Here is a 17218-nt window from a genome sequence, read left to right as displayed (position 1 = left end):
TTTTAGTTTGTGGAGATTGTGTGACAAAAAGATGAAAAAAGTCTGTTAATGTGCGTTTTTAGTGTTTTTTCAGTACAATAACAACTGAAGGATGGTGTGAACTCATGACAAAAGAAACAAAGTCGGGTGATCGCATGAACCAGGCGATGGCCCATAAGAAAAAACGGTCATTTTGGCGGCTCATGATTATGACGATGGTCCTGTTCGCAGGAGCGGTCGTCATCATGCAATTGATTGAACAAGCCGGTAACGACGGACGGGTCGAGGCTGGTGACGATGCGCCGAACTTCAAGCTTGTCAGTCTGGACGGGACGACGATGGTCGAGCGTGAGACATACGACGGCAAAGGACTACTTTTGAACTTCTGGGGCACGTTCTGTGAACCGTGTGAGAAAGAGATGCCCGTCGTCCAGGACAATTATGCGACCCTTCAGAATATGGGCGTCGATTTTTGGGCGGTCAATGTCGGTGAGACACCGCTCCGGGTCGATAACTTCGTGAACGACCTCGGCGTCAAGCTCGACTATCCGATTTTGATGGATACGCGCAGCGAAGTCGAGAAGGCGTACGGGATTTATAACTTGCCGGTCACGTTCGTCATCGACGCCGACGGTAAAGTGATTGAAAAGTACGAAGGTGAACTCACGAAAGAGAAATTGATGGAGTTGGCCGAGAAGTCATTGTAAGCGAACGGGGGGCGCACATATGCTAGATATGAAATACGACGGCGCCGATTTACGATCGAAGCGTCGTCCACGGTCATGGATTGACCGGGTGTGGAGCTTTTTCGCATCGGTCAAGGTCGGTCTATGGCTGATCGGGCTCATCATCGTCGGATCGGCGGTCGGAACGATTTTTCCGCAAGAGATGTACATTCCGCAACAGCTGCCGGCGAGCCAGTATTACACGGACGAGTACGGGACACCGGGAACGATTTATTACACGTTAGGATTCCATAACCTCTATACATCGTGGTGGTACATCACGTTGATCGTCATGCTGACGTTATCGCTCATCGTCGTATCGATTGATCGGTTCTTCCCGCTCTATAAAGCGTTGAAAAACCAGCCGGTCCGACGTACTGACCGCTTCATGCGCGGGCAACGTCTGATTGGAGAAGGCAAAGGTTCGGACGAACAAATCGATGCGTTTGGTGACGCCTTAAAAGCGAAGCGCTATCAAGTGAAGCGTGACGGGGATGCCCTGCTCGCCGAGAAATTCCGCTTCGGTCGTTGGGGCCCGTACGTCAACCACATCGGACTCGTCATTTTCTTTATCGGCGCGATGCTGCGCGTCTTCCCGGCATTCCATACGGACACGCTCGAATGGGTGCGCGAAGGCGATACGGTTCCGCTCGAGGCGACGGACGATGAGTATTATCTACGCAACGACCAATTCATCTTAGAGATGTATGATCCGGAAAACAACGCCGAAGATGCGAAGTTTGCTGAGGCAATCGAGAAAGCGGGCGCAGTCCCAAAAAACTATGAGACGGAATTGACACTGTTCAAGAAGACCGGAACGAACGAGGACGGATCGCCGCAACTCGAGGAAGTCGATACCGGTTCGACGAAAGTGAACCATCCGTTCAAATTTGAAAAATATGAAGTGTATCAAGAACAGTATTCGAGTCGACCGGAGTTCTTGTCGATGTCCTTCAACGTCGCCGATAAAGAGACAGGCGACGTGTACGGACCGTTCACGGTCGATTTGACAAATCCGGAGACGACGTACGACCTCGGTGACGTCACAGTCAACCTGAACGACTTGTATCCGGACTTTGAGGTCAAGGACGGCCAGCCGAACACGAAATCGCCACGGGCGCTCAACCCGGCCTTCTTCATGGCGATTGACACGCCGGACGGCACGACCGAATCGAACTTGATTGGAATCCGCTTGAACGTCGCTGACGAAGAGAACCGCTATGCGGTCCAATTCGCCGGAACGGAGATGGCGAGCACGAGCGGTCTGCGCGTCAAGAGTGACTCGACGTACCCGGTGTTGATTGTCGGTGGCATCATCTTCATGGTCGGAATCGTGATGGGCATGTATTGGCCGCATCGCCGCATCTGGATTCGCCGTCAAGGCGAGACGGACGTGCTCATCGCCGGTTTCACGAATAAGAACCCATCTTCGCTCAACCGCGAAATCACACCGCTCCTAGAGAAACATGGCCTGCCGATCTGGGAAGATCAGGCACGGTTCGAAAAAAAGACAGACGACAACTCAACCAATGAAAGAGGGGAATCATAATGGAGTGGATTCAGTGGAGCAGTCGTTTGCTCTTCATCGCGTTCATCCTGTACGCTGTCGCGACCGTGTTGTTCACGATCGCGGTCAGCGGGATGCGCAAAGACCGTAACGTCAACCGCATCGCCTACGGCAAATATGCGTTCATACTGGCGGTCATCGGCTTTATCGCCCAAATGGGATACTTTATTTTACGGTGGGTCGGGGTCGGCTATGCGCCGGTATCGAACCTATACGAATACACGACGTTCTTCGGAATGATGATGGTGCTCGGCTTCCTCGTCGTGTACGGGATTTATAAAAATGATGTGCTCGGGTTGTTCGCCATGCCGGTGGCGTTGCTCGTCATCGCGTTCGCCTCGATGTTCTCGAGTGAAGTGGCACCGCTCATCCCGGCCTTGAACAGCGTCTGGTTGAAGATTCACGTCACGACCGCAGCGCTCGGGCAAGGGATTCTGGCCATCAGTTTTGCGTCCGGTCTCATCTTCTTGCTGAACGAGACGTCGATGCGCGAGCAGTCGAAATCACGGACGTGGCTCGAAGTTACGATGTTCGTGCTCATGTGTACGCTCGGCTTTATTCTCGTCTCGATGCTCTTCAAGGCGATTGGCGCCGGTGGCGTCGTCGAGTTCACGAACGACCGCGGGACGCAAGAGTCGTATGAGTACTTCATGCCGATGCTGTTCGTACCGGAAGGGGCGCAGCTCGTCTCTGGTGCCAGCGGCTTGTCACTCGAGTTGCCGACGTTCATCAATACGTTGAAATTGAACACACTCATTTGGTCGGTTATCGCCGGCGTCGTGATTTACGTGTTGCTCCGTTTCGTCATCTTGCGCAAGCGCGTCGCTGAGGCGTTACAGCCGCTCGCGAAGAAGGTCGACCTCGACCTCGCTGACGAAATCAGTTACCGGTCGATTGCCATCGGCTTGCCGGTGTTCATCCTTGGCGGCCTCATCTTCGCGATGATTTGGGCCCAAATCGCCTGGAACCGTTTCTGGGGCTGGGACCCGAAAGAAGTGTGGGCACTCATCACGATGCTCATTTATATCTATTACTTGCATATGCGCATCCAGCGTGGCTGGACAGGAACGAAAGCGGCTTGGCTATGTGTCGGTGGATTCGCCGTCATCATGTTCAACCTCGTCTTCGTCAACCTTGTCATCGCCGGTTTGCATTCGTATGCGTAAACAAAGAAGTCACTTCGGTGGCTTCTTTTTTCATGGCGCTATCAACTGACCGTTGTGAAGCCAAATAATAGAGTGGTATAGTTATGAAAGAGAGCGGAATGTTCACAATTGTGCAACAATCGCTACATCTTGTGAAGGTTCGATTAGGAGGTTTTGTGGATGGCTAATAAAACTAAAATTTTAGTGGTCGACGACGAGGAAAGAATTCGCCGCCTATTAAAAATGTATTTGGAACGGGAACAGTATGTCATCGTCGAAGCGACAAACGGGGAAGAGGCGCTACAGCTCGCCCTCGAGCATGATTTTGATGTCATCCTGCTCGACTTGATGATGCCAAAAATGGACGGTGTCGAAGTGTGTACCGAGCTTCGCAAGTCGAAGGCGACACCGGTCATCATGTTGACGGCCAAAGGGGAAGAGGTCGACCGTGTCCAAGGGTTCGAGGTCGGTGCCGACGATTATATCGTCAAACCGTTCAGCCCTCGCGAGGTCGTCTTGCGCGTCAAGGCGCTCCTTCGCCGTTCAGGCTCGACGAAATATTTGCGTACGGCTGAAAAATCAAAAGACTTGATTGTCTTCCCGCACTTGACGATTGACAATGACGCGCACCGTGTCACGGTCGACGGGGAAGAAATCGCGCTCACGCCGAAAGAGTATGAACTGTTGTTCTTCTTAGCGAAGCAAGTCGACAAAGTGTTCTCACGGGAACAGTTGCTAAAAGAAGTGTGGAACTATGAATTCTTTGGAGACCTTCGAACGGTCGACACGCACGTGAAGCGACTCCGGGAAAAGTTGAACCGGGTCTCTCCAGAAGCCGCGCATATGATCACGACGGTATGGGGTGTCGGTTACAAGTTCGAAGTCGTCAGTGAGTGATGATTCGCCGCAATAGCATCGTCACAAAGTTGTGGTTGACGATTCTCGTATTGGTCAGTCTCATCTTGTTCATCGTCTCCGTCTTGATGCTCGAGTTTTTCAACTCGTTCCATATTGATCAGGAGCGGGGCCATCTGGCCAAGCTCGGAGGACAAGTCCAATCCGTTTTGCTTCAAGAAGGCGACGCGTCACGGACGGTCGATCAAATTATCGAAGTGTATGGCGCCAATTATATATTGGAGAACGGGACGGTCCGCTCGAATTTCGGGACCGAAGTCGATGGGCTCATGACTGAATTGGCACGTCAAGACTGGGGCGCTTATCAAGCCGTCGGAGAGACATCGATTGGAAACTTCTCGTCGTTCGACGACCAGGCCGCGCTCGCATATCGGACGACGTTCTCACTCGAGACGGGCGAGTATACGCTCTATTTGATTGAACCGCTCGATGCGATCTCGAGCGCGAACGAAGGGGCCCGGACGATCATCTTTTGGACGGTCGCCTCGGCCATCATCGTCACGACCGTGTTCGCGTTCTTCTTATCAACGCGCATCACAGCACCGCTCCGGGAGATGCGCGACGCCGTCAACAAGACGGGGGAAGGACAGTTCGACCTGCGTCTCGTGCAAAAATCGAACGATGAGATCGGCGAACTGGCCGGCTCGTTCAATGCGATGAGCAGTCAGCTGTCGACATATGTGAACGCCCTCGATCGGGAACGACTGCAACTGGCCTCGATTTTACGGTCGATGGCCGATGGGGTCATCACGCTCGACCGCCATGCGAACGTCATCGTGACGAACCCACAAGCCCAGCCTCTCCTCATTGACGAGCAACCGCACGAAGTCGTGTTGTCGCTCTATGAAGATGTCGTCGCCGGGGCTCCGGAGAAGACGATTGAAGTGAAACAGCACGACCATTATTACACGTTGACCGTGACACCGCTCCTTGGCGAGGACGATTTCGAAGGCGCCGTCGTCGTCATCCGGGACACGACGGAGAGCCACCGTCTCGACAAGATGCGGACCGATTTCGTTGCCAACGTCAGCCATGAACTCCGGACCCCGCTCGTGACGCTCCAAGGGTATTCCGAGGCGATTATCGACGGCATGACCGAGAGTGATGATGCGACGAAAGAATTCGCGTCGATTATCTACGACGAGTCACTCCGGCTCGCCCGTCTCGTCAACGACTTACTCGATTTGGCACGGATTGAATCAGGCAAAGAGACGATGCAATTCGCGACGTTCGACCTCGGTGAGTTTTTACCGCGCGTCATGCGCAAGTTCAACCAAATGGCGAACGAGAAAGGCATCATGCTCTCGACTGAAGCGCCGCGTCACACGATCGAGGCGGATGGGGACCGATTGGAACAAGTGTTCACGAATTTGATCGGCAACGCCATCGCGCATACCGAGTCCGGCTCGATTCGACTCGAGGCGAGCGAAGAAGAGACCGGTTTCGTGATTCGACTGTCCGACACGGGCAGTGGCATCCCGAAAGAAGATTTGCCGTTCGTGTTCGAACGATTCTACAAAGCGGATAAAGCACGGACGAGCGGCGGCAAGGCGGGTACCGGAATCGGTCTCGCCATCGTCAAGAACGTCATCGATGCCCATCAAGGCACGGTCGACGTCTCGAGCACGCTCGGGGAAGGGACGACGTTCACAATCCGTCTCCCTTACACGCAACCGCAGGCATAACGACAATGGTGACTCCTATGGGTCACCATTTGTGGCATTAAGGAGGAAACGACATGAAACTTTACACACGAGGCGGGGACAAAGGCGAGACGTCGCTCATCGGCGGGCGCGTCTTGAAAGTCCATCCCCACATCCAGGCGATGGGATTGTTAGACGAGCTGAACAGTCACATCGGTCTCGCGCTCGCCCATCAGACGGACGAGACGCTCCGGACCCAACTGACACGAATTCAACACGACTTGTTCGACCTTGGCTCTGAGCTGATGTATAAACAAAATCCGCCCCAACAAGTCGATTTAGTCATCGTCACCGAGCTCGAGACGTGGATTGACGAGCTCGAAGTGAAATGTCCCGAGCTCGTCCGGTTCATCTTGCCGGGAGGCAGTGTCGGAGCGGCAAGCCTGCACGTGGCGCGCACCGTCTGTCGCCGGGTCGAACGAGAGCTCGTCAATGTCGATGCGGCCGTCCGTCAACTCCCATACTACAATCGATTGAGTGATTACTTATTTACGGCGGCCCGTTACGCCAACGTCGTGGCTGGTGTGCCCGACCAAGAATACGCCCGCGGTGCCGATGTCTTTAAAACGAAGAAGAAGGAGTAGATCCAGTTATGAAAGGAATCGAACAATTCCAACAGCGATTGCACTATTCGGTCTACCCGACCCAAAAATTCAAGACGACGACGTGTCTCGTCTCGTTCGCGGCGCCCTTGTCGCCTGAGACGATTGCAGCCCGCGCCTTGTTGCCGTATGTGATGGAAAAGGCGACGGAAGCTTATCCGTCAATCGAGCTGTTCCACACTCCGCTTGAACAACTATATGACGCGAGCCTGTACGCCGGGGCATCGAAAGTCGGGAAAGAGCATATCATCCAGTTCCAGCTCGAAGTCGTGAACGATGACCTCGTCGGCGAACCGGTGCTCGCTCAAGCCATCAAACTGCTCGAGGAAGTGCTACTTCGTCCGAACGCCTATGACGGGGCGTTCCAACCGCTCATCGTCGAGCAAGAGGCCCGCCTTCAACGTCAACGGATTGAATCGGTATACGATGACAAGATGCGCTTCGCCCAGCAACGTCTCCAAGAGCTGCTCGGCGGAGAACTCGCCATCCCGTCGCTCGGGACACTTGACCAGTTGGAACACGTGACACCGCGCACGCTGTTCGAGGCGTATGCATCGATGATTCGCCACGACCGCGTCGATGTCTATGTCGTCGGTGACGTCAACCGCGAACAAGTGACGGACGCGTTCGCCCCGCTCGAAGGGCTCGGCGAACGCCTCGTTCGAGAGTATCCCCAGCCGGTCGACCGTGAGTTCCAGCGGCTCGAGGAACATCAAGCCATCAATCAGAGCAAGTTGCACCTCGCCTATCAGGTCGACATCGACCCGAGAAGTGAGGACGCCGTCCGGATGCAAGTCGTCAACGGCCTGTTCGGCGGATTCCCGCACTCGAAACTGTTCATGAACGTCCGCGAAAAAGAGAGTCTGGCCTATTACGCGGCCTCGCAGTATAGCTCGCTCAGCCGGATGTTGTTCGTCTATGCCGGAATCGATGCCTCGAACCAGGCGAAGACCGAGGCAATTATCGCCGATCAGCTGGCCGACCTTCAAGCCGGCACGTTCGAGGAGGAGACGCTCGAACAGACGAAAGCGATGTTATTCCATCAGCGTCGCCAACTCGGCGACAATCCGCGCCAACTGATCGCTTGGATGAGCGGTTCGGACATCCGTCCGTTCTCGCTCGACGAAGAGATGGCGATTATCGAACGGACGTCGCGTCAAGACGTGGCCGCGCTCGCGAACCGATTGACGCTCCAGGCCGTCTATTGTTTAAAGGGGGGAACCGCATGAGACTCGATTTTCCAAACGTCGGAGAGACGCTTCATCACACCGTCCTCGAGAACGGATTGACGGTCTACTTATTGAAAAAGACCGGCTATGAGAAAACGTACGCCACGTTCACGACCAAATACGGGTCGATCGACCGTCGGTTCAAGCTAGACGACTGGGTCGACGTACCGGACGGGATCGCCCACTTCCTCGAGCATAAGATGTTCGAGAAAGAGGACGGCGACGTGTTCCAACAGTTCGGTCGTCTCGGCGCCTCGGCGAACGCGTTCACGTCGTTCACACGGACGGCATACTTGTTCGGTGCGACGTCGAACGTCAGCGAGAACTTGAAGACGTTAATCGACTTCGTCCAAGCGCCGTACTTCACGGAAGCGTCGGTCGAAAAAGAGAAAGGCATCATCGGCCAAGAGATTCAGATGTATCAAGACAATCCGGGCTGGCGGCTCTACTTCGGTTTGATTGAGGCGATGTACGCCGAACACCCGGTCAAAATCGACATCGCCGGGACGATCGAATCGATCAGCGCCATCACGGCCGACGATCTATATCGTTGCCACCAGGCGTTCTATCATCCGAGCAACATGGTACTGTTCGTCGTCGGGAATATCGAACCGGACGCGATTCTCGCCGAAATCACCGCTAACCAGGCGGCGAAGACGTTCCCGCAACCGCTGTTGACAGCGCGCGAAGCCATCGAGGAGCCGGAGACGGTGTACCTGGCCGAACGCATCATCGAGATGGACGTCTCCGTCCCGAAAGTGATGATCGGCTATAAAGATACGCCGCTCGCCGGCAAGGATGGCATGAAGCAAGAGCTCATCGTCGAACTTCTCATGCATGCCTTGTTCGACACGACGGCACCGCTCTATGCGGAACTGTATGCCGAAGGGTTGATCGATGACGCGTTCTCGTTCGACTATACGTCAGAAGAGACGTTCGCCTTCGCCGTCTTGTCGATGGAGACGCCGCACGTCGACACGTTCGTCGACCGCATCACGTCCTCCCTCGAGCGTCCGCTCGAACTCGGTGCCGAGACGCTCGACCGCAAGAAGCGCATGATGAAAGGGCAATTTTTGAAGGCGCTCAACTCACCTGAGTTCATCGCTAACCAGTTCTCCCGCTATGCGCTCAGCGGCGGTAACATGTTCGACATCCCTGATTTGCTCGATGCGATTTCACTCGATGATCTGTACGCCGCGTATGACCGTCTCTTCCAAGCCGATCACCGGACCGTCTGCATCGTCAAGAAGCCGTGACGACGCTCATCACGGGAGCGAGCGGGGCAATCGGTCGTGCCGTCGCCCGGTCGTTCCGGGACGATGACCTTATCTTGCAGGCGCATACGCAGGCGGAGACGCTACGTGCGTTCGTCGCGAGCGAAGGACTGACGGCCGAGGTCGTCACGTGTGACCTCGATGATGAGGCCGGACTCGAGGCTTGGCTAGACACACTCGGACAGGTCGACCGCATCGTCCACGTCGCCGGCAACCACGCCTACGGGCTGCTCGTCGATCAGTCGCTCCTCGAGCTCGATCGGTTATACCGGATTCACGTTCGCTCGATGGTTCAACTTGTACAACACGTTGTCGGGCAGAAGCCATACGACCAGCCGCTCGATATCGTCGTCGTCTCGAGCGTCTGGGGTGAGGTCGGTGCAGCCGGGGAAGTCCTCTACTCGACGGTCAAGGCCGCCCAGCTCGGATTCGTCAAAGCGTTCGCCCGTGAGGCGGGACCGTTCCATGTCCGCATCAATGCGGTCACGCCGGGGTGGATTGACACCCCGATGAATGATACGGTAGAAGAGACGAAACAAACCGCCCGTGAGGAGATTCCGCTCGGCCGGTTAGGTGGGCCTGAGGACGTGGCGGAGACGATTCGTTTCCTCTGCTCTCCAGCCGCCGCCTATATGACGGGTGCCGTGCTCCGCATCGATGGCGGTTGGGTATAAAACTTTGTCGCCACGACTGAAACGAGTTCTTTTCAATTCTTCTAAAATAATTTAGAATGAACAAGGTAGCGAGCACACATCAGAAAGGGTGGACGAGATGGATCATAAGTTCGAAGAATGGTATCTCGAATATGAACTTTGCCAAAATCGGCCCGGTATCCTAGGGGATATCGCTTCACTGATGGGGATGCTTCAAATTTCAATCGTGACGATTAACGGCGTCGATCTCCAGCGTCGCGGCATGCTGTTAAAGGCCCCGGCAGCGGATCACGTCCATCGTCTGGAACATATTTTGCGCAAGATGGAAGCCATTGTCGTCATCAAGCTCCGGCGCCCGAAACTCCGGGATCGGATCGCGATTCGCCATGGCCGCTACATCGAACACGACAACGATGACAAGAAAACGTTCCGTTTCGTCCGCGAGGACTTAGGTGTCCTCGTCGACTTCGTCGCCGAACTGATGAAAGAAGAGCGGCACTTGTTGATTGGGGTGCGGGGCAACCCGCGTGTCGGGAAGACCGAGTCGATTGTGGCGGCGAGCGTCTGCGCGAACAAGCGCTGGCTGTTCCTGTCATCGACGCTCATGAAGCAGACGGTGCGGACGTCTCTGTTCGAAGAAGAACGCGAAGGGGACCACGTCTATATCATCGACGGTGCCGTCTCGACGCGTACGATGGATGAACGCCATCGTCAATTGATTCGAGAAGTCATGCGGCTGCCGTCCGTAAAAGTCATCGAGCATCCGGACCTTTACGTGCGCAACACCGATTGCGTGTTCGAAGACTTTGATTACATCATCGAACTGAGGAACTCACAAGACGAGGAGATTATCATTCCTCAAGAGACACATCGTGAGGCAGAATGGTTTGAATAACTACTTGAATGGAAGGTGTGGACCCCTGTGACAGAACTAGGGACTTTTTTGAAACAAAGGCGTGAGGCGAGCGGTTTGACGCTCGACCAAATCCAGCAGACGACGAAGATTCAAAAACGCTATATCATCGCGATCGAGGAAGGTGATTACAAAAATCTCCCTGGCTCGTTCTATGCACGGGCGTTCATCAAGACGTATGCGGAATCGTTAGGGCTCGATGTCGATGAACTGTACGAGACGTATGCGAAAGACTTGCCGAAAATCGAGCCGCAACCGACCGTTCAATTATCGCGTAAGCAAACCTATTCGAAAGCGTCCGAGACGTCGAGCCGTGTCTCGCGTTGGGTACCGAAAGTCATGCTCGTGCTCGTCGCCTTCCTGTTGATGACGGCCGTCTATTACGTCGTCCGCAATCTTGATTTCGGCGACCAAAACGCGTCGCAAACAGAACAGACGAATTCAAGCGTATCCATCGATCAAAACAAGGATGTGCCGGAAGAAGAGCCGGTCGAGGAAGAACCGCCGGCCGAAGAGCCGGTCGAAGAAGAACCGGCCGAAGAGACGGGACCGATTGCGGTCGCGTCGACGAACGGGGCAGACCTCACGTATGAGATCGCGACAACCGATAAATTGACGACGGAGATTCATGTGAAAGAGTCACCGGCTACCTATGTCGGTGTTCGGGACACCTCACTCGAAGGACCGTTCCTCGCTCCGGAATATCCGAACCAATCGAAACAAAACCCGATCGTCATCGAGGACGCGGAGACGGATACGCTTCGCATCCGAATCGGCTTGATCGGTGGGGTCGAGAAAATTGTTGTCAATGGCCGGGAGCTTGAATTAGCCGACTCGCCGGTCACACAAAATATATTTGTAAAGAGAGTCGACGCAGAATAAGTTGACTCTCCTTCTAGAGGAGGAGTTCTCGATGAACCTACCTAACCGTTTGACGATGTTACGGGTATTGCTCATCCCCGTGTTCGTCGTCTTACTCGCCGTAGATTTTGATTGGGGAGACATCGCTTTCCTCGGGGCGGACGTACCGCTCCATCAATTCATCGCAGGCGTCGTATTCACGATCGCCGCTATCACTGACTGGCTCGACGGGCATCTCGCCCGGAAGCACAACTTGGTCACCAACTTCGGGAAGTTCATGGATCCGCTCGCTGACAAACTACTCGTCACGGCGGCACTCGTCCTGCTCGTCGAGATGGACCTCGTCGCGGCATGGGTCGTCGTCGTCATTCTCTCGCGTGAGTTCGCGGTGACGGGACTTCGTCTCGTGGCGGCCGATGAAGGGATTGTCGTCGCGGCCGGGAAGTCGGGCAAAGCGAAGACATGGGTCCAACTCTTTGCCATCATCTTCCTGCTGTTCGGCAACCCGATTTTCAGCTATGTCGGCATCCCGTTCGGCGAATGGGCCATGTGGCTCGCGCTCGTCTTGACGATTTACTCAGGGGCCGAATATTTCGCACAAAACTATAAGATCATTGTAAAGTCGATGTAACCATCGGCATAGACGAGTTGTTCAGCTTGGCCGAACAGCTCGTTTTTTTATTGGGGGGGAGGAATTTGGATGAAACGCACCGAAATCATTGCGGTAGGCTCTGAACTGCTCTTAGGGGAAATCACGAACACGAACGCCCGTTACTTGTCAGAACAGCTATCGAAATACGGCCTGTCCGTGCTGTATCATGTAGTCGTCGGGGATAACGAGGAGCGGTTGCGAGCGACGCTCGAACAAGCGCGGGCACGAAGTGAATTCGTCATCGTCACCGGCGGCCTTGGGCCGACAGCGGATGATATCACGAAAACGACACTCGCCGATGTGCTCGGCCGTCCACTGATCCGTGACAAGGCTTCGCTCGAGACGATCCGTCGTTTCGTTGCCTCGCGCGGACGTGAACCGAACGAGGGTGATGCGCGGCAAGCCGACGTTTTGACTGGGGCCGAAGTGCTCACCAACCCGGTCGGTCTCGCGCCCGGGATGTGGATTGAAGACGAACCGACCTGGCTGTTGTTACCGGGCGTCCCGTGGGAGATGAAAGCAATCGTCGACGCCACGTTCCCAGAAAAATTCGGCGGGATGACCATCGTCTCTGAATCGTTGCGCTTTTATGAGATCGGCGAGTCGGCGCTCGACGCGGCCGTCGCCGATTTGATGACCGGATCGAACCCGTCGGTCGCGCCGTACGCCGAATCGGGCGAGGCACGACTGCGCATCAGCGCCCGCGCCGAGACCGAGACCGAGGCGCGACAGATGATTGACCGGATGAAACAAGAAATTTTGGCCCGGGTCGGCCGTTATTATTTCGGTTCGGACGACGATACGCTCGCCACACGGCTGATTCACGAGCTCCAGGCGCGCCAGGCGACGCTGTCGATTGCCGAATCGCTCACGGGCGGTCAAGCCCAAGCGATGCTCACGGCGGTTCCAGGGGCTTCCTCGGTGTTCAAGGGCGGGGTCGTCACATACTCCGACGAGCTAAAAAATAGGTTTTTAGGGGTGTCGCTTGTTACAATTGAGTCACACTCGGTCGTCTCAAAAGAAGTCGCCTTTGAAATGATCCTCGGTCTGACGCGTCAGACCGGAACGGATTATGGGCTGGCGTTCACCGGCGAGGCCGGCCCGACGTCAAGTTCGGGTCAACCGGTCGGAAAAGTGTTCATCGGCATCCGGTCACCGGACGGGATTGACGTGATCGAACGTGATTACCCGCATCAAGAGCGGCATGTCATTCAAGCCCGGGCTACGAAAGATGGAATGTGGGCGCTCCTGCAACAAATGAAAAAAGGCGAATAAACGTTCGTAAAAAACTTGTGTATCGTCTTCGCTTCGCTTATAATGAAAGTATCAATCAAAGGAGGCTCATTAATCTATGAGTGATCGTAAACAAGCGTTAGAAATGGCATTACGCCAAATTGAGAAACAATTCGGTAAAGGCTCAATCATGCGCCTCGGTGAAAATACAGATCAGCAAGTTTCGGTGACCCCGTCAGGCTCAATCGCCCTCGACATCGCCCTCGGTGCAGGTGGTTATCCACGTGGTCGTGTCATCGAAGTGTACGGACCTGAATCGTCAGGTAAGACGACGGTGGCGCTTCACGCCATCGCTGAAGTTCAAAAACGCGGCGGACAAGCTGCCTTCGTCGACGCCGAGCACGCGCTCGACCCGAAATACGCACAAAACTTGGGCGTCAACATCGATGAGTTGCTCTTATCACAACCGGATACAGGGGAACAAGCCCTTGAAATCGCGGAAGCCCTCGTCCGCTCTGGTGCGGTCGATATCCTCGTCGTCGACTCGGTTGCGGCACTCGTTCCGAAAGCCGAGATTGAAGGGGAGATGGGAGACTCACACGTCGGTCTTCAAGCCCGCCTCATGAGCCAAGCGCTCCGTAAATTGTCTGGTGCGACGAACAAGTCGAAGACAATCGTCATCTTCATCAACCAAATCCGTGAGAAAATCGGAATCATGTTCGGTAACCCGGAAACGACACCTGGTGGTCGTGCCCTCAAGTTCTATTCGTCGGTCCGTCTCGAAGTCCGTCGTGCTGAAACGCTCAAACAAGGCCAAGACATGGTCGGGAACCGGACGAAAATCAAAGTCGTCAAAAACAAGATCGCGCCACCGTTCAAGACGGCAGAAGTCGATATCATGTACGGCGAAGGAATCTCGCGTGAAGGCGAGCTCATCGACATCGGGGCCGACCTCGATATCGTTCAAAAGAGCGGCGCGTGGTACTCGTACAACGAGGAGCGTCTCGGTCAAGGCCGTGAGAACGCGAAGCAGTATATGAAAGAGAACCCGTCGGTGGCCGCATCGGTCGAAGAACGCATCCGCGACCATTACGGTCTCAACGGTGAAAAGACGGTCACGGTCGAAGCTGACAACGATGACGTCCTCTCACTCTTAGACGAAGATTAAGTAACATTTCTCGCCTGACACGGTTCAGGCGAGATTTTTTCAGTATAATTTTCTGACGAATTGGTAGTTCTATCCTGTCCGTGCATTGCATTCTAACAGGTAAATAAGTACAATAAAGCTATACGCGGGCTCGCTCGCGTTTTCATTCATGAAAAAATAAAATAACCTTGCGAAAGGGAGGTGAACATGATGGAATGGCTATTAGAGCTTATTCTGATCCTCCTTTTGCCGATAGCTTTTGTTGCAGGTTTTTTTGTGCGTAAATCGATCGCCGAAGCGAAGATTCAAGGTGCCGAGACGGAAGCGACCAAGATTGTAGAGCAAGCGCGACAACAATCGGAAGCGATGCAAAAAGAAGCACGGCTTGAAGTAAAAGAAGAGATGATTCAACTTCGCAATGAAACCGAACAAGAATTGCGCGAACGACGTGAAGAGCAGAAAGTGAAAGAAAATCGTTTCGTCCAAAAAGAAGAGCTTCTCGACCGGAAAGCAGACATGCTCGAACGGAAAGAAGACGCGTTGGATGAACGTGAGGCTGCCCTCGCGAAACGGAAGCGTGAAGCGGAAACGCTCGAGAGCAAAGTGGAGGAATTATATGAGGAGGCGCGCCAAGAACTCGTACGCGTGGCAGCCTTGTCGAAAGAAGAAGCACGGACCATCATCATGGACGAAGCGAAGCAGGAAGCGCTTCACGATGCTGCTCTCCTTCAAAAAGAAATCGAGCAAAAAGCAAAATTAGAAGCTGATAAAAAAGCGAAACACCTCTTGTCTCTCACGATGCAACGTTATGCGGCCGAACACGTCGCCGAGACGACGGTATCTGTCGTCAACTTGCCGAGTGATGAGATGAAAGGGCGGATTATCGGACGTGAAGGACGTAACATCCGCACGCTCGAGACACTCACCGGCATCGATCTCATCATCGATGACACGCCGGAAGCGGTCATCCTGTCTGGATTTGACCCGGTCCGTCGTGAAATCGCCAAGATGACGCTCGAAAAACTCGTTCAAGACGGTCGGATCCATCCGGCCCGCATTGAAGAGATGGTCGAGAAATCACGTCGTGAAGTCGATGAACGCATCCGTGAATACGGGGAAGAAGCGACATTCTCAGCCGGCATCCACGGCGTCCATCCGGACCTCGTCAAGACGCTCGGACGTATGCGTTACCGGACGAGTTACGGTCAAAACGTGCTCGCCCACTCGGTCGAGGTGGCCCACCTCGCCGGCATGATGGCCGCCGAGCTCGGGGAAGACGTTACCCTCGCCAAGCGAGCGGGTCTCCTCCACGATATCGGGAAAGCCATCGACCATGAGGTCGAAGGAAGCCACGTCGAGATCGGTGTCGAGCTCGCCACGAAGTACAAAGAGCATCCGGTCGTCATCAACTCGATTGCCTCGCACCATGGGGACGTCGAAGCGACGTCGACGATCGCGGTTCTCGTCGCAGCGGCTGACGCCTTGTCAGCGGCGCGGCCAGGAGCCCGTCAAGAGACGCTCGAAAGCTATATCCGACGCCTTGAGCGCCTTGAAGCGATTTGTGAGTCGTTCGAAGGAGTCGAGAAGTCATATGCCATCCAAGCGGGACGTGAAGTCCGGATCATCGTCCGCCCAGACGTCGTCGACGACGTCGTGGCGAACAAGATGGCCCGCGACATCTGTAAACGGATCGAAGATGAGCTTGACTATCCAGGTCAAATCAAAGTGACGGTCATTCGCGAAACGCGTGCCGTCGATTATGCGAAGTAACAAGAGCGGAGACATTCTCCGCTTTTTCTATTGGAGGAGGACAAGACTATGAAAATCTTATTTATCGGCGACGTGGTCGGAAAACCGGGTCGTGACATCTTGAGCGCCCAAATCGGACGCTTAAAGAGCAAGTATAGCCCGACGTTCATGCTCGTCAACGGTGAAAACGCAGCCAACGGGCGCGGTATCACAAAAAAAATATACCAACAATTTCTTGAGCTTGGGTTCCATGGCGTGACGATGGGGAATCATACTTGGGACAACCGTGACATCTTTGACTGGATTGATGATGCCGACCGCATCGTCCGTCCGGCCAACTATCCGGACGGCACGCCGGGTGTCGGGATGATGGTGTTGAAACAAGGCGGGAAGAAGCTCGCCGTCATCAACGCGATGGGGACGGTGTTCTTACCGTCGCTCGACTGTCCGTTCCGCACCGTCGACGCGCTCGTCGAAGAGATTCGGGGCGAGGTCGATGCGATTTTCGTCGACATGCACGCCGAGGCGACGAGTGAGAAGATTGCGATGGGGTATCACCTTGACGGGCGCGTCCAAGCCGTCGTCGGTACCCATACGCACGTCCAGACGGCTGACAACCGCATCCTACAAAACGGCACGGCGTATATCACGGACGTCGGGATGACGGGACCGCTCGACGGGGTGCTCGGCATGGATGCCGAGATTGTCTTAAGAAAATTCATCACCCAGCTCCCGGCCCGGTTTGAAGTTGCCGAGGGACGGGAACAATTAAATGGAGTTTTAATCACAATCGATGACCAATCGAAACGAGCCACGAAAATCGAACGCATACACCTAGATGATCAGACCGTATGGTTTGATTGAACAACCT

16 protein-coding genes are annotated in these 17218 nt (G+C 54.6%); all 16 read left to right on the top strand.

What is annotated here, in order from left to right; all coding sequences use genetic code 11:
- The first annotated feature begins 104 nt into the window (after positions 1-104).
- The 16 genes from KNO58_RS08510 to KNO58_RS08435 all read left to right on the top strand — a co-directional run bounded on the left by KNO58_RS08510 (position 105) and on the right by KNO58_RS08435 (position 17211).
- Entirely contained in the window at positions 105-686 is a 582-nt protein-coding gene (locus KNO58_RS08510) for a redoxin domain-containing protein (protein WP_214753082.1), read from the top strand.
- A gap of 19 nt (positions 687-705) precedes the next feature.
- On the top strand, positions 706-2253 hold the full coding sequence (gene resB / locus KNO58_RS08505) for a cytochrome c biogenesis protein ResB (protein WP_251026159.1): 1548 nt from the start codon (positions 706-708) through the stop codon (positions 2251-2253).
- Positions 2253-3437, top strand: coding sequence for a c-type cytochrome biogenesis protein CcsB (gene ccsB, locus KNO58_RS08500; protein ID WP_214753079.1), 1185 nt, complete (start codon positions 2253-2255; stop codon positions 3435-3437). Before resB ends, ccsB begins: the two co-directional genes overlap by 1 nt.
- 159 nt (positions 3438-3596) lie before the next feature.
- Positions 3597-4313 carry a response regulator transcription factor gene (locus KNO58_RS08495; RefSeq protein WP_214753077.1) on the top strand — a complete coding sequence of 239 codons (717 nt, stop codon included), beginning with the start codon at positions 3597-3599 and terminating at the stop codon, positions 4311-4313.
- The gene (locus KNO58_RS08490) at positions 4313-6016 is read left to right on the top strand and encodes a sensor histidine kinase (protein ID WP_214753075.1); all 1704 of its coding nucleotides are present in this window, start codon (positions 4313-4315) and stop codon (positions 6014-6016) included. The genes KNO58_RS08495 and KNO58_RS08490 overlap by 1 nt, the downstream gene beginning before the upstream one ends.
- Before the next feature lie 53 nt (positions 6017-6069).
- The gene (locus KNO58_RS08485; protein ID WP_214753072.1) at positions 6070-6618 is read left to right on the top strand and encodes a cob(I)yrinic acid a,c-diamide adenosyltransferase; all 549 of its coding nucleotides are present in this window, start codon (positions 6070-6072) and stop codon (positions 6616-6618) included.
- An 8-nt stretch (positions 6619-6626) separates the two neighbouring features.
- Positions 6627-7865, top strand: a complete 1239-nt coding sequence (yfmF, locus tag KNO58_RS08480) for an EF-P 5-aminopentanol modification-associated protein YfmF (protein ID WP_214753069.1) — start codon at positions 6627-6629, stop codon at positions 7863-7865.
- Positions 7862-9121: an EF-P 5-aminopentanol modification-associated protein YfmH gene (gene yfmH / locus KNO58_RS08475; protein WP_214753067.1), complete on the top strand. Its 1260-nt coding sequence runs from the start codon at positions 7862-7864 to the stop codon at positions 9119-9121. The genes yfmF and yfmH overlap by 4 nt, the downstream gene beginning before the upstream one ends.
- Entirely contained in the window at positions 9118-9813 is a 696-nt protein-coding gene (gene ymfI / locus KNO58_RS08470; protein ID WP_214753064.1) for an elongation factor P 5-aminopentanone reductase, read from the top strand. Before yfmH ends, ymfI begins: the two co-directional genes overlap by 4 nt.
- A gap of 97 nt (positions 9814-9910) precedes the next feature.
- The gene (locus KNO58_RS08465; RefSeq protein WP_034777827.1) at positions 9911-10687 is read left to right on the top strand and encodes a YmfK family protein; all 777 of its coding nucleotides are present in this window, start codon (positions 9911-9913) and stop codon (positions 10685-10687) included.
- Between the two features lie 27 nt (positions 10688-10714).
- Complete coding sequence (locus KNO58_RS08460) at positions 10715-11587, top strand: helix-turn-helix domain-containing protein (protein WP_214753062.1); 873 nt, start codon at positions 10715-10717, stop codon at positions 11585-11587.
- A gap of 31 nt (positions 11588-11618) precedes the next feature.
- Positions 11619-12197 carry a CDP-diacylglycerol--glycerol-3-phosphate 3-phosphatidyltransferase gene (pgsA, locus tag KNO58_RS08455; RefSeq protein ID WP_128122366.1) on the top strand — a complete coding sequence of 193 codons (579 nt, stop codon included), beginning with the start codon at positions 11619-11621 and terminating at the stop codon, positions 12195-12197.
- Positions 12198-12266: 69 nt separating this feature from the next.
- Positions 12267-13493: a competence/damage-inducible protein A gene (locus KNO58_RS08450; protein ID WP_214753059.1), complete on the top strand. Its 1227-nt coding sequence runs from the start codon at positions 12267-12269 to the stop codon at positions 13491-13493.
- A gap of 76 nt (positions 13494-13569) precedes the next feature.
- Positions 13570-14619, top strand: a complete 1050-nt coding sequence (recA, locus tag KNO58_RS08445) for a recombinase RecA (protein WP_214753057.1) — start codon at positions 13570-13572, stop codon at positions 14617-14619.
- A 186-nt stretch (positions 14620-14805) separates the two neighbouring features.
- Positions 14806-16368 (top strand): ribonuclease Y, encoded by a 1563-nt coding sequence (rny, locus tag KNO58_RS08440; RefSeq protein ID WP_029595337.1) that lies wholly within the window; start codon positions 14806-14808, stop codon positions 16366-16368.
- Between the two features lie 48 nt (positions 16369-16416).
- Positions 16417-17211 carry a TIGR00282 family metallophosphoesterase gene (locus KNO58_RS08435; protein ID WP_214753055.1) on the top strand — a complete coding sequence of 265 codons (795 nt, stop codon included), beginning with the start codon at positions 16417-16419 and terminating at the stop codon, positions 17209-17211.
- Positions 17212-17218 lie beyond the last annotated feature (7 nt).

Origin of the sequence: Exiguobacterium sp. J17977, assembly GCF_018616375.1 — a bacterium.
Taxonomy (GTDB): Bacteria; Bacillota; Bacilli; order Exiguobacteriales; family Exiguobacteriaceae; genus Exiguobacterium; species Exiguobacterium mexicanum.
The sequence above is the reverse complement of the archived record's forward strand: the minus strand, read 5'-3'. Positions and strand labels throughout refer to the sequence as shown.